This is a genomic window from Pedobacter sp. MC2016-24, assembly GCF_015223055.1.
Lineage (GTDB): Bacteria > Bacteroidota > Bacteroidia > Sphingobacteriales > Sphingobacteriaceae > Pedobacter.
In genome coordinates, this window is sequence record NZ_JADFBX010000001.1 from 510,307 (window position 1) to 525,168 (window position 14,862).

The window sequence follows — 14,862 nt, forward strand, 5'->3', positions numbered from 1 at the left end:
TGAATTTATGATTCATAAAGCCTTTTTTATGCTGGTAGATTTATTTCGGTATTTAGTTTCCGGAACGTATGTAAAAGCTAAAGGTACTCCCCGACCCGGCCACACTTTTGACACTGATCTTACCACCCTGCAACTCTACAAACTTTTTGCAAATGTACAAGCCGAGGCCAGTACCTATATTTCCTTTAGCAGAATTGGTCTGGTAATATTTAGAGAACAACTTTGCTTGCTGCTCTGCACTGATTCCTGCACCGGTATCAATTACATCTACCTGAATTTTACGCTCTTTTACTTCTTCAATTAAAGTCGCACGTACGGTTATACTACCTGCTTGTGTGTACTTAATGGCATTGCTCAGTAGATTAATCAGGATCTGTTTTAACCTGAAACTATCCCCCATTAAAATTACATCTGAATTACCTATAAATTCATAGGCAATCTGGAGTTTTTTCTTTGCTGCACTAAACTCCATACTTTCCACAACCTCTTTCAAAGCAAGGTCAGGACTATAGGGATCACAATTGATCTTAAACTCGCTATTTTCCATTTTCGCTGCGTCAAGCGTATCGTTCAGCGTACTCAATAACATATCAGACGAAGAGCGGATAGACTCAAGCATGTCAGCTTGTCTTTTAGACAGCTCAGTTTTACTGAAAATATAAAGAAATCCTTTAATGGCTGTCAGTGGATTGCGGATTTCATGGCTCATGTGTGATAACAAGTCCATCTTTTGTTGTGCAATCACTACCGCACGTTTATTTTCTGCCCGCAACAGCAATTCTGATTTGTTCAGCTTAACAATAAACACGATGAGCAAAGCGGCAAAAATGACCACCAGAAACAGGGCTACCAGGTAAAATTTATTCAGCAAGGCTGTCGATTCCTGATAACTTCTAAATGCCACTGTCTTAAACTGATCTGAAATGCTGTAATTTATATCTTTGACTTCATTGATGATTAATTCCAACTCGCTGGTGATGCGGGAGTTCAAAGAAATCAACTCACGCTGCATGCTGAGCAATTTGATATTCCGCTGCTGTAACTGCTGGAGTTGATTCAGATAAGCCCGTTTGTTTTCCCTTTCCGGATTTACAAGCCTATTGGTTTTAGTGCGCACTAAGCTATTGGTCTGATTGTGGTTGATCTCTATAATCTCCTTTGATGTGGAGACATTTGGATTGTTTGCAATGGCATCTTTTAGCCGACTAAACAGCCCTTTTCTTTTTGCCAATACCTCTTTCCGAACTGTATCCGCTTTAGTAGCCACAACCGCACGTTTGATCCGTTCCGTGCTAAGCATGCCTATAGGAACTTCTTTCCTGTTTTCCAGTCCAAAATTAGAATACGAAGTTAATAAAGAGTCGAAGCTATGTTTAAGTGTATATAACTTATCAGATAAGTCCAGCTTCCGTTGATGCAAAGCTTTAACTTTATCGTTATCAGGCAAATCAGCAGACCCGATTTGCATGTTTGCTTTAAGTAAGTTATCGATATCCTGAAAAGCAAGGGCCAGTTTTTCTTTGTAGGCCATGCTCTTGGTGGTATCTGAATTGAGTAAAGCTTCCTGAAAATCATCTTCTGCCTGATGGATCAGTAATAAAATCTCTTCAGGTTTACGTTCATCCCGCTCAAAGCTATTGGCCATTTTTGAGGTGTGCTCCAGCTTTTTTGAAATTGAATTGCGCACAAAAAGTGCGGCAATCGCCAGAATAATAATCAATGCGATGAAGGCAAGCAGGATTTTTCTGGTAAATAATTGAGTATAAGTAGCTTTCATTAAAACATAAAACGGCTATCGAATTCCTTTTTAAATTCGGAATAGTGCTAAATCATGGATTCAAATATACTATCTTTTTTCCAGATTGCCTTTTTACCCCCCTTTACTATCTTCACAATTCCAGGATGGCAAGGCTGAGATGACCTGCCCTATGATACGCTCAAGATGGTTAATTAACGATTCCAACCTGGGAGAATTACCATACTCAACTGCTGAAGACTGAATCTCCAGAATTTCATTTTTCAGACTCGATATCCCCATTGCCTCAATAGAAGGTCTTATCCCATGCGCGATTTCACCGACTTTCTGATAATCCCCAACCTGGTAGGCAGACCTGATATCCCTAACGGCTTTTGGTGTTAGCTCGATAAACAATCTGACGATTTCGTCAATAAAACTTTGATCAGCTCCCCCAATGAGTTTTAATTGAGATAAATCAAAAAGTTCTAAATTGAGATCCGTTTTGGTGATACCATGGTCAGCAACTGAATTTTGCTGTGATCTGGACATCCATAAAGCAACGATTTTTAAGAGCTGGCTTTCTTCAAAAGGCTTGGAAAGATAGTCGTTAAAACCTGCCTCCAGGCATTTTTCGTAATCTCCTTTTAAAGCAAACGCTGTCAAGGCAATAATAGGAACCTGGTTAGAAAGTTTGTTTCTTATGATTTTAACAGCTTCCATACCATCCATAACTGGCATCTGAACATCCATCAATACCAAATCATAGCGATTTTGTTGTATCTTTTCCAAAGCCTCAAGCCCATTGGTCGCTTCTTCACAATTTACCTGATACGCTTTAAGTATAGTTGTAGCTAGAAGCCTGTTAATTTCATTATCATCTGTAACTAAAATTTTCCGACCCGAAATAACCCTGACATCAATTTCATCTGTAACTATACCTGGTAAAGATTCTTCATTTCCTTTACGCAGTTTTAAAATGAATGATATAGAACTACCAACATTTTTTTCGCTTTCCACCGATATTCCCCCTCCCATCAATCTGATTAATTCTTTGCAAATACTCATTCCAAGGCCCGTACCACCGTATTTCCTGGTTACAGTATCATCCTCCTGCGAAAACTTATCAAAAAGGCGACTTTTAAAAGCATCGTCCATTCCAATACCCGTATCACGCACAGTTATTTTAATTTTTTGCCAGGCCTGCTTATCGGCTACTACGATCAAATTGATATCTACCGTGCCTTTAGGAGTAAACTTAATCGCATTACTCACCAGATTAAGTAAAACCTGATGAATACGATGGGGATCCCCAATTAAAATTTTAGCCAATTTGGGGTCAACATAAGAGCTTATTAAGTTAATTCCCTTTTCCTCTGCCTTGTGGGTCATCACTTGTACAACCCTTTCTATAACTGTCACAGGGAGGAATCCGATATCCTCGAGCGTTAATTTACCTGAGTCAATTTTGGTCAGATCCAAAATATCATTGATGATAATCAGCAAGCTATCAGCAGCGGAAAGAATGGTATTGAGAAAAAATGACTGATTTGGTGCCAGATTTGTTTTTTTAAGCTGACTGGCCATTCCCAAAATGGCATTCATTGGCGTTCGTATCTCGTGACTCATATTTGCCAGAAACATCTCCTTCGCTAATGTGGAAGCCTCTGCTTGCTCCTTTGCCCGAATCAGGTCTAACTCCAGTTGCTTTTGCTGGGTAATGTCCAGGTGGATTCCTATGGAGCCAATCAATTCATTTTGATCATTATAACTAGGAGCCCCGCTAACCAACCACCACCTGCCTTCCCCATTCTTTGCATGCAAAAAAATCTCATAAGTATCAGATGTACCACTTTTTCTCAGTTTATTCTTTTCTTTCAGTGTATTTTTTGTGAATTCTGGGAATTTCAATACCAAAGAAACCTTTTTTCCAATCAGCTCTTCTGGTTGATATCCGCTCATTTTGCAAAAACTGTTGTTCACATAAAGCATTTCCTCATCGTTATCCACTTCCATTAATCCAAGATTCATATTGGCCAGGATACCCCTATACTTCTCTTCTTTAATTTTTAAAGCAGACTCTGCATTTTTTCTTTTGTCAATCTCTTTGTGCAAATATTCTGCGATAATTAAAAGATCATCGCTGCTGTTATCCACTTCTGTATGATCAAAAATCCCAACAGCTTCTTTAAGCTTATCCACGGAAAGCCTTTTAACATCCAGTTCATATTTCAGTTTTTTATTGAGATCTTCATATTCTTCTTCGCTGATATTAAAAGCCCGTTCTGCCAATTCACTATCTCTTTCAAAAGAGCGGTATGAATCATTCACGGCAGATAAAAACCCCTGCATTGCCGGGAGCTGTTGCAATTCAGGAGGCAGATATTTGTTGAGCTGCTTTAACAGTAATTTATGGTAGTTCATAAAATGAGGTTATAGTCATCGTTTGATTGTGTAATTGACAACTGCCACCTTGATTAAAGGGTGAAATTTCTCCATAGGCATAAAACCCAGCTAAAGGGGTACCGGCGCCAAGCACTTCACTTACAGCTTCTAACTCTTCTTCAGTTCTCTGGCCTAAAATAAGTTTACGTCCAACACAACTGATTAAAAGTGAAAAATCTGGCCTTCTCTGGCCGTCTTTCAGCGTCTGCAGTGCAGCTGTAGCGGCAGCGGCTGTTAAGCGGTCAAAATTACCCTTCATGAACTTGAGCTTGGAGCCTACAGGAACATCACCGGCAAAGGTCATGGTTTTTCGCTGTTCATCAATAGAAAGAATTGTCCTTACCACTGGATGATCTGTTCCGGGCATAGTCACCGAAATCGGAAATAGAAGGGATGAACCTGGTAGATTTTCGACATCAGAACCAAGATATTTCTTATACAAATCCAGCGCATTTACACCATCAATCTCATAAAGGACATTGGATTCAGATCTGGTGATCTCCTTTTCAAGTCCAAAAGTATCCCAACCGCCCTGCGAACCATGTGTAACCAACAGATTTTTCCCATAAAAACCTATGGCAACAATTTTACCCTCCCGGGCTTGCTCATTTAATCCAACCAGCGTAGAGACAAAATTTGCACCGTCGCCGGCAAGACCACCCGTAATCAACAATTGGTGATTAACCCCATCGTTTAGTCCTTTAACCAATTCGCTACCATTTACGAGGCTGCCATCCGAAAGCACCATGACATACACCAACAACTCTTGAGGCAGTTTACGGATCAAATCAATTGCGGCGTCGTAGCTGCTGGAAAAATCCTGAATATCTACAGATGCCGTTTGAATGGAACACTGATCAAATTCGAAAGCCGCAATACAAACCGAATTTTCACTTACCGTATGTCCATAGATTTCCCCTGCTGTACTGCACATGACAATTTCTGCATTGGGAAATTCGGATTTAATTTTTTGATAAATCCCTTCCGGTTTTAAACCTTCCTTTCCTGAAAAACACAATGCGAGTTTAACATTTGACACTGCAATGGGCTTATATAGTGGATTTAATTTCCACTGATCATCCTCATACTGGTAAAGTGAAACATTCATAATTAATCAAATTTTCAATAACTTCAAGCAGGTTTTATCACCTTATATGTTTGTGCAATCGTGTCAATGATCAGGCATCTCCAAATTAAATCACAAATTAACCAAACATAATTTTCAATTAAATAAATTTAATGAAAAAACAGTACAATCCGTCAAAAGAAGTTACTTCTGAACAAATTTATAAATGAATCTGGATCACATTCCGGATGTTTCAACGTTACATCATGCTCGTCATTGAGGAGGCCTTGGCGGGGCACTGAAGGGGCGTTTCCGGGGCCTTGATGGGGCTACTTATCTAAATAAGGATTCAGTAAGAGATAACCTGCACAGTGGCAACTGTTTATAACAGACAAAAGCAGTTGCTGCTTTTAGCATGATGTTAGGAGGATTTTACCTCCCAACATCATGTGATATCTTTTTTATGTTTTTGTAAATGGACTGGATTTTAGTTCCAACCACCTCCAAGGGCATGGTAAATATTGACTACAGCATTTAACTGTTGTTTTTTAGTTTCAATCAGTTCCAACCTGGACTGAAGCGCGTCGCGTTGAGTCATCAATACTTCAAAATAATCTGCCCTTGCCGATTTGAATAAGTCATTGGCAATTTCTATGGACTGACCAAGTGCTTTCACCTGCCTTAATTTCAGATCATAACTTTTTTGCAGATTACCGATATTAGATAGCTGATTGGCAACTTCTAAGTAGCCTGTCAGGATACTACGTTCATAATTGTAAACGGCTTGTAACTGCTTGGCGTTGGCGTTTAAGTACTCGGCCTTAATCCCATTCCTGTTGATGAGCGGCCCCACCACATCAGCAGCAAGGGAGTACAACACTGATTCTGGTGTTCTAAGTAAATAATTCGGATTAAAAGCCTGAAAGCCCAGGCCGGCTGAAATACCTAAGGAAGGGTAAAACTGGGCTTTAGCTGCCTTCACATCCAATTTAGTTGCTGCCAATTCAAACTCTGCTTGTTTGATATCCGGGCGATTGGCCAATAACTGAGCTGGAATGCCGGTCTGGATAGCCGGTGGAACCAGGTCTGTAAATTTCTCCTTATCGCGTGCAATCGGCTGCGGATAACGGGCAAGTAACAAATTGATCCTGTTTTCAGTTTCTGTAATCTTTTGCTGGATATCAAATTCCAGGCTTTTAGAGCTTAAAACCTCTGCTTCAAATTTTCGAACGGCCAGTTCAGTTACGCGTGTGGCTTGTTTTTGAATTTTCATCAACTCGAGGGCATTGTTTTGTAAGTCAATGTTCTTCCGGACAATTTCAAGCGCATTGTCCTGTGCCAGCAATTCGTAATAAGAATTGGCAATTTCAGCGATCAGGTTGCTAACAACGAAATTCTTACCTGCTACGGTAGACAGATAGCGGTTAACGGCAGCTTGCTTGCTATTGCGCAATTTATGCCAGATATCGGCCTCCCAACTGGCCTGCAAACCAAAGTTATAGTCTGGCAATACTTCAGGCACTGCCCTGCCCGGTGTGATGTCAGTAGAGGCATCACCTGCACCAGAGCTCGTATAACGGCCCACCTTTTCTAGCCCGGCCCCAATCTTATAGTTCAGGGTTGGTAGCAGCTCCCCCTTTTTGATCCTGATTTCATTTCTGGCGATTTCTATTTCCTGGAGCGTGATATTCAGTTCCTGGTTGTTCTTTAACGCATTATCAATCAGGTTAACCAAATATGGATCCTTAAAAAACTCCTGGTATTTTAAGGTATTGCTGCTCAAAGTATCGTTTAAGCTGGAAAAACTAGAAGGGACCTGTTTATTTTCGGTACGCTGAGTCAGTTCCGGTAATTTACAAGCCGTATATGCGGCACAAATCCAGATTAAACCAATACCTTTGTAAGTACTATTTTTTAACATTGTGTTCAATTTCTTCAGTTAAAGGATGTTCTTCCTCAATTTTTATAAGTTTATGTTGCTCAGCAATTTTGCCAAAGACGAAATATAGACCAGGTATGATCACGACACCGAATAAGGTACCAAACAGCATGCCGCCCGCAGCTGCAGAACCAATAGTTCTATTGCCGATTTTCCCTGGACCTGTTGCCATCATCAGCGGAATCAGTCCGGCAATGAAAGCGAAAGAAGTCATGAGGATTGGGCGAAAACGCACCTTCGCACCTTCTAATGCCGCGTTGAGTACAGAAGCCCCCTGACTGTGGCGTTGCGCGGCAAATTCAACTATAAGCACTGCGTTTTTACCCAGCAAGCCAATCAGCATCACCATGGCAACCTGCGCATAAATGTTGTTTTCCAATCCCAAAAGTTTCAGGAATAAAAATGCACCAAACAGTCCTGCCGGTAAAGAAAGAATGACAGAAAGCGGCAATATAAAACTCTCGTACTGAGCGGCGAGAACCAGATAAACAAAGCCCAAACAAATCAGGAAGATGTATACAGCTTCATTGCCTCTGGATACCTCATCTTTAGAAATTCCGGCCCAATCAATGCCGAACCCACGCGGCAGCTTTTCTTTGGCCACTTCTGTAATTGCTTTAATGGCTTCACCAGAACTGTAACCCGGTGCCGCCTGACCGCTGATTTCTGAGGCATTATACATATTGTGCCGTGTAATTTCTGATAGTCCGTACACTTTTTCCATGTGCATAAATGCAGAAAAAGGAACCATTTCATCTCGACTATTTTTAACGGATAGTTTCAAAATATCCTGCGGCAGGGCACGGTACTGGGGTAGGGCCTGAACCATAACTTTATACTGCCTGTCGAATTTGATAAAACTTGTTTCGTAATTACTACCGACAAATGTGGAGAGCGTATTCATAGCGTTGTCAATGGTCACCCCTTTTTGCTGGGCAATGTCATTGTCAATGCGCAACATGTATTGCGGAAAACTGGCGCTATAAAAAGTAAATACGGAAGCCAGTTCAGGTCGCTTATTGAGCTCGCGCACGAAATCACGGCTTACAGTTTCCATTTTTTTATAGTCACCGCTACCTGCTTTATCCAATAGACGCAGTTCAAAACCACCTGCCGCACCGTATCCTGGTACCGCCGGAGGTTGAAAGAACTCGATCGAAGCACCGGGAATGGTTTTGGCTTTTTCTTCCAATTCCTCAATCACATCCTGCGCGGAGTTTTTACGCTCGCTCCATTCTTTCAGGTTGATCAGGCAGGTTCCCGAGTTTGCTCCGGTACCTTCGGTCAAAATTTCGTATCCGGCCAGGGAGGAGACAGATTTTACGCCTTCAATATGTTCAGACACTTTTTGCAGCTTTTCTGCAATCTCATTGGTGCGTTCCAGCGTAGAACCTGGGGGCGTTTGAATGATGGCGTATACCATACCCTGGTCTTCATTTGGAATGAACCCTGAAGGCACGCTGCCACTTAAAAACCAGATACCCAGACAAAATACGAGCAGGGTACCAAAGGTAAAAATCCGACGACCAACAACCTTGGTCAGTAAGCGATCATATCTGCCGGACAGCTTTCCAAACCAAGCATTGAAACCATCCAGAAAGCGATCCACAACACTTGCTTTTTTCTTGCTGCCATGGGTGTTTTTCAGCATAATGGCACACAATGCCGGTGTTAAGGTCAGTGCGACCACACCTGACAGGATAATTGCAGTAGCCATGGTGATGGAGAACTGTCTGTAGAAAATACCTACAGGACCAGACATGAAAGTAACCGGGATAAAAACAGAAGCCATTAAAAAGGTGATGGCCACAATTGCCCCGCTGATTTCTTTCATTGCTTGTTGCGTAGCCTTTAAGGCTGATAACTTCGGTTTAGCAGCCATTTTAGCATGTACCGCTTCTATCACAACAATGGCATCATCTACGACAACTCCTATGGCCAGAACCAAGGCAAACAAGGTAATCAGGTTGAGCGTAATGCCAAAAAACTGCATGAATACAAATGTTCCGATTAATGACACCGGCACGGCAATCGCTGGAATGAGGGTTGAGCGCCAGTCTCCCAAAAATAGGAATACCACCAATCCAACCAGGATAAAGGCTTCTACAAGCGTGTGGATTACTTTTTCAATAGAAGCATCCAAAAATTTAGATACATCATAACTGATTTCATAATCCATTCCTTTCGGAAAGGAGCTCTCTTTGATCTCGGCCATTTTGGCTTTAACATCTTTAATCACTTGGCTTGCATTACTACCGTAGGATTGTTTCAGTACGATCGCGGCAGATGATTTCCCGTTCAAGTTAGAATAGAGGTCGTACATGGAACTTCCAAACTCAATGTCTGCCACGTCTTTCAGTCGCAACAATTCCCCGTTTGGATTCGCACGAACTACAATATTTTCATAGCCTTCTTTGGTGCTAAACCTACCGGGATATTTCAATACATATTCAAAAGATTGGGAACGTTTTCCAGAGCTTTCGCCGGTTTTCCCGGGTGATGCTTCCAGACTTTGCTCATCCAGTGATTTCATCACTTCATCAGCAGAAATGTTGTAGGCCTGCATGCGATCGGGCTTTAACCAAATGCGCATCGCGTATTCCCGGTTACCCAGGATATCCGCAAAACCAACTCCGTCTACCCTTTTGAGCTCGGAGAGCAAATTGATATCGGCAAAGTTGTACAGGAAATTTTCATTCATTTTAGGATCCTTGCTGTACAGGTTGATGTACATGAGCATATTGGATTCCTCGCGACTGATTTTAACGCCTTCCCTAACCACGAGAGGTGGCAGCTTATTGGTTACTGCGGCAACTCGGTTTTGCACGTTGAGTGAAGCCTGATTGGGATCTGTTCCTAGATTGAACACCACCTGTATAGAGGCCTCACCATCATTACCCGCGTCTGAGGCAATGTATTTCATCCCCGGCACGCCGTTTAGTGCACGCTCAAGTGGAATCACGACCGACTTGATCAGCAATTCGTTATTTGCTCCGGGATATTCGGCAGTAATGTTGACTTTGGGTGGGGATATGGAAGGGAACTGTGTTACCGGAAGGTAATTGATCGCCAAACCTCCCAGAAATAAAATGATAAGCGATATCACTATAGAAAGGACCGGCCTTTGTATAAACTTGCTAAACATAAAAAATATATAGGAGTTGGATTATTCTGTTTTCAATCTCAATTGGTGGATGACATCCTTTGGCGCCTGGAATTTGTAAGCAATCTTGTCATCGTCTTTAACTTTCTGCACACCTTCCAGTAATATTTTGTCACTGGTACTGATTCCATCAGCCAATACGTATAAATCTGGAAGCTCTGCAGCAATGCTCACCGGACGTGCATGAACCACATTATTTTTATCAACTACGAAGACATAGGTTTTATCCTGAATGTCATAGGTTGCTTTCTGTGGAACTATCAATGCATTTTTCAAGGGCACCACCATTTGGATTTTTCCAGTTTGTCCATTTCTAAGCAAGTTATCTGAATTGTCAAAACGCGCACGGAATGCGATGTTTCCCGTTTCATTATTGAATTCGCTTTCAATTACTTCAACCTTACCTTTGGATTTAAGCAATTGATTGTTAGCCAGCAGCAAACCAGCTTCTTGTTGTTGTCTTGCTTTAGTGGAAGCCTGATAATCCAGATACTCGGGTTCAGAAACGTTGAAGTAAGCAAAAACCTGTGAATTATCAGACAAGCTGCTGAGCAATGCACCTTCATCCACAAGGCTTCCGATTTTTAAAGGGATGCGGTCGATTACGCCAGCAAAGGGTGCCCTGATTTCAGTAAGCGAAAGGTGTAGTTTGGCTAAGGCAGTTTCTGCATTGGCTTGCTGCAATTTGGCCTTAGCCATTGCGAGTTCATTTTTAGACACTACATTTTTGTCTGTGAGTAATTTTGTGTTCTGAAATTCGATTTCTGCAGCCTTCGTTTCTGCCTGAGCTTTTTGCAATTCTGCTTCAAACATTTTTGGCATAATCCGGAATAAAAGCTGACTAGCCTGAACATGCTGGCCTTCATCTACATAAATATTCTGCAAGTAGCCTTTTTCCTGAGCCCTGAGTTCGATGTTTCGGACCGATTTGATTTGTGAAACATAAGCTTTAGTTACCGAGGTATCCATTTGGATTGGACAGGTTACGGCGTAAATGACTTCTTCTTTTTTCTCTTCTTTCTTTTGTGTACAAGCTGTGGCGTAAAATAAAACGCAGCAGCACAAGCAAACAACATTTCTGTTCATTCTTCGATGTATTTAACTGATCTCTTCCCTTTAATTGGGCTTTTTATGGCCCGACAATTCAATTTTCACGCGAAATAAGAAGAGAATTATGAAGTTATGATGAAGAAGGTTTACTTTAACCCTAAATTAACAGTAACATGATTTAGATTTTACTCCATATAGTCAGCCTGACGACTTAAAAAGGCCCGATATTTATTAAATATAGCTGTTTTTGATACAAAGCCCAAATATTCATTTCTTTCGTCAAGGACAGGTAAAATCCACACATTTTCTTGTTCCATCGTCTCCAAAACCTGTTTAAGCGAATCGTTGATCATCACCACTGCAGGTGCAGCCTGCATCAGGTCATTGACGTGCAATTCATCAGTATTGCCAATACCTTTTTTCAGGATGTCTTCGACATACATTAAACCTTTAAAGCTCCTGTCCTCAGCAATTACAGGAAACAGGTTCCTTTTAGATTGCAAAATATCATTTAACCTATTCGAAATCAGATCATCATCTTTTAAAACCAGGTAATCACGCTCTACAAGATAGCGCAGTTTCATCATATTCAAAACTGTCGTATCCTTGTCTTCCAAAGAAGAAAGCTCGCCCCTGTCTGCCAAAGGTTTGGTGTAGATGGAGTACTGACTGGAACTTCGGCTAATCAAATAGGAAATGGCAGATGTGATCATCAATGGGACCATTAAAATATAGCCCCCGGTGATTTCTGCAATTAGAAAGATGCCGGTCAGGGGAGCGTGCATAATGGCACTTAATGAGGCAGCCATACCGGCCACGATAAAGTTGGCGACATTAAGGTGTGCAATACCCAAGCTGTTTGCTGTAAAAGCTACTACAAAGCCCATCAAACCGCCCATAATTAAGCTGGGCGCAAAGATACCGCCATTACCACCGGCACCAAGCGTAATGAGCGTGGCTGCCGATTTGGCGAATAAGGTGACTATAGTGAATACCACAATCACCCAGGGCACACTGCTGTAATCAGAGAAAATGCTGTTGGTGATCATACTGGTATAGTTTCCTCCAATCAGATTTTTAATGGTTACATACCCCTCTCCGTATAATGTCGGGAATAAAAAAACTAGGACACCCAGCATGAGACCACCTAACACTACTTTTTTATATGGGTTCTTGATCTTGTAGAAAGATGATTTAATGAAGTAATTGATCTTGACGAAATAAATGGAGAACAGGCCGATTAAGGCGGCCAAAATCACATAATAAAACAGCGCATCTATCCTCCAGCCTTCAGTAGCAATAAAAAATAACTGCTCATTGTAAAACAACCGGGCGACCACCGCCGCAGTAGCAGAAGCCAACAATAAAGGAATAAACGCAGGTATGGTAAATTCAGGCAATAAAATTTCTATGGCAAACACAATACCCGCAATCGGACTATTGAACGCACCTGCAATACCTGCCGCAGCACCACAAGCCAATAACATGGTGGTTTCGCGGTAAGATAAGCCCAGGAAACGACCAACTACAGAACCAATTCCACCACCACTGGTCACGATGGGTGCTTCGAGTCCTGTCGACCCACCAAAGCCAACCGTTAATGCAGCTGTAATGATCTGCGAATAGATGTTATGAGGTTCTACTTTACTTGATTTTCTGGAAATGGTATAAATCAAAGGCGTTAAACCGGTTTCAAATCTTCCCTTCCGGATAAACCGCCGGACGTACGTAACCGATAGTAAAATGCCGATAAAAGGGAAAAAGAAATAGAGGTAATACTTGTACTGCCAATGAAAGCCTGTCTGCAGAAATTCTTCAATATGATGCGTAATGGCCTTGAGTAAAGACGCGGCCAATCCAGCAAGTATACCTACAATTAATGCAGCAATCACCAGGAAATTGCGGTTTGAAATCTTTGTTCTCCTGTACTGATTAATTGCGTCTACATAGTTTACCAACTTAACGTACATGTTTCCATTTATTTAGGCGTCAAACTTATCGAGTAGCTTGATCAGTGTTGCAAAATCTTTAGGGTATGGTGCTTCAATGACGATGTCCTGTCCATCTAATCCTTTAAAAACGAGATGACGGGCGTGTAAGGCAAAGCGTTTCATGATGGGTTGTTCTTCATCATCTTTGGCGATGCGATAACCTTTTTTCATGGTTGAAAGATAGACTGGCTTACCGCGGTACATATCATCCCCGGCAATCGCTGCACGTTGGGTAGCCAGGTGAATACGGATCTGGTGCATTCGGCCTGTAATGGGCTTACATTCAACCAGGGTGTAATGTCTGTAATTTTTGAGTGTATTGAATATCGTTTCTGCACGCTTACCTTCCTTACGGTCAATTGTTACGCTTTTATTCCCATCATTTAAAATGGGCAAATCGATAAACAGCTCTTTGAAAGTAAATTGCCCGTCTACTACGGCGTGGTAGGTTTTGTTCACCTTGCGTTTTTCAAACTGCATGGCTACAGAACGATAAGCCTCCGGAGTCTTTGCGATGATAATGGCTCCGGAGGTCTCTTTATCTAATCGATGGCAAACTTGCGCATCGTCTGAATATTGTTTAGCCAGGCGAAGGATATTCACTTCACCAGAACCACCGCGCTCATCCAGTGAGGCTACAAATGGTGGTTTATTCACTACGATATAATCGTCGTTTTCAAATAGTATCAGGTCTTTAAAAGAAGGATATTTCAATATAATTAGAATTTCTTAGCTACAAAAGTACTAAGAAAGTTCGAATTTATACCCCACTCCTTTTACAGTAGCCACATAAGTTTCACCCAGCTTCTCGCGAAGTTTGCGGATATGTACATCTATGGTACGGTTGGTCACTACAACAGAGTCTTCCCAAATATTTTTAAGTATGGATTCACGGGTATATACTTTACCTGGTTTAGAGGCTAATAAGTACAGCAATTCGAACTCTTTTTTAGCTAAAACAACTTTCTCTCCGTTTTGATAAACCAGGTAGGCTTCGCGGTCAATAACCAGATCTCCGATCTCTACTTTATTTTCAGATACTTCATCTGCACTGGAGTTTCTTCTCAAAATGGCATTGATCCTGCTTACCAAAGCTCTCGGTTTAATTGGCTTGGCAATATAATCGTCTGCACCAACATTAAACCCGGCGATCTCTGAATACTCTTCGCTCCTTGCTGTTAAAAAGACCATAAATGTATTTTTAAACTCAGGAATGGCACGCATCAGCCTGCAAGCCTCAATTCCATCCATCTTAGGCATCATGATGTCCAGAATAATTAAGTCTGGATGTACTTTCTTTGCCACAGTAATGCCTTCCTGTCCGTTACTAGCCAGGAAAACCTGATACCCCTCTTTTTTAAGGTTATATTCGATTAACTCTAAAATATCCGGTTCGTCGTCCACAATCAGTATCTTCTGTTTTACAGTGCTCATAGCTTTAATTATTTGTTACGAAATTAGGTAATCAATTAT

The 14,862-nt window shown here is 41.5% G+C and carries 9 protein-coding genes; all 9 read right to left on the reverse strand.

Features of this window, described 5'->3' with window-relative positions; genetic code table 11:
• Positions 1–52 precede the first annotated feature (52 nt).
• The 9 genes from IM797_RS02395 to IM797_RS02435 all read right to left on the reverse strand — a co-directional run bounded on the left by IM797_RS02395 (position 53) and on the right by IM797_RS02435 (position 14,823).
• On the reverse strand, positions 53–1,777 hold the full coding sequence (locus IM797_RS02395; RefSeq protein WP_194125488.1) for a HAMP domain-containing sensor histidine kinase: 1,725 nt from the start codon (positions 1,775–1,777) through the stop codon (positions 53–55).
• Positions 1,778–1,870: 93 nt separating this feature from the next.
• Positions 1,871–4,159, reverse strand: a complete 2,289-nt coding sequence (locus IM797_RS02400) for a response regulator (protein ID WP_194125489.1) — start codon at positions 4,157–4,159, stop codon at positions 1,871–1,873.
• Positions 4,146–5,288, reverse strand: a complete 1,143-nt coding sequence (locus IM797_RS02405) for an FIST signal transduction protein (RefSeq protein ID WP_194125490.1) — start codon at positions 5,286–5,288, stop codon at positions 4,146–4,148. Before IM797_RS02405 ends, IM797_RS02400 begins: the two co-directional genes overlap by 14 nt.
• Positions 5,289–5,733: 445 nt before the next feature.
• Positions 5,734–7,167, reverse strand: coding sequence for a TolC family protein (locus tag IM797_RS02410; RefSeq protein WP_194125491.1), 1,434 nt, complete (start codon positions 7,165–7,167; stop codon positions 5,734–5,736).
• Positions 7,154–10,330 (reverse strand): efflux RND transporter permease subunit, encoded by a 3,177-nt coding sequence (locus IM797_RS02415; RefSeq protein WP_194125492.1) that lies wholly within the window; start codon positions 10,328–10,330, stop codon positions 7,154–7,156. Before IM797_RS02415 ends, IM797_RS02410 begins: the two co-directional genes overlap by 14 nt.
• A gap of 21 nt (positions 10,331–10,351) precedes the next feature.
• Positions 10,352–11,434 carry an efflux RND transporter periplasmic adaptor subunit gene (locus IM797_RS02420; RefSeq protein WP_194125493.1) on the reverse strand — a complete coding sequence of 361 codons (1,083 nt, stop codon included), beginning with the start codon at positions 11,432–11,434 and terminating at the stop codon, positions 10,352–10,354.
• Between the two features lie 149 nt (positions 11,435–11,583).
• Entirely contained in the window at positions 11,584–13,368 is a 1,785-nt protein-coding gene (locus tag IM797_RS02425; RefSeq protein ID WP_194125494.1) for a chloride channel protein, read from the reverse strand.
• A 12-nt stretch (positions 13,369–13,380) separates the two neighbouring features.
• On the reverse strand, positions 13,381–14,103 hold the full coding sequence (locus IM797_RS02430) for an RluA family pseudouridine synthase (protein WP_194125495.1): 723 nt from the start codon (positions 14,101–14,103) through the stop codon (positions 13,381–13,383).
• 30 nt (positions 14,104–14,133) lie between these two features.
• Positions 14,134–14,823: a response regulator transcription factor gene (locus tag IM797_RS02435; protein ID WP_194125496.1), complete on the reverse strand. Its 690-nt coding sequence runs from the start codon at positions 14,821–14,823 to the stop codon at positions 14,134–14,136.
• Between the last annotated feature and the right edge of the window lie 39 nt (positions 14,824–14,862).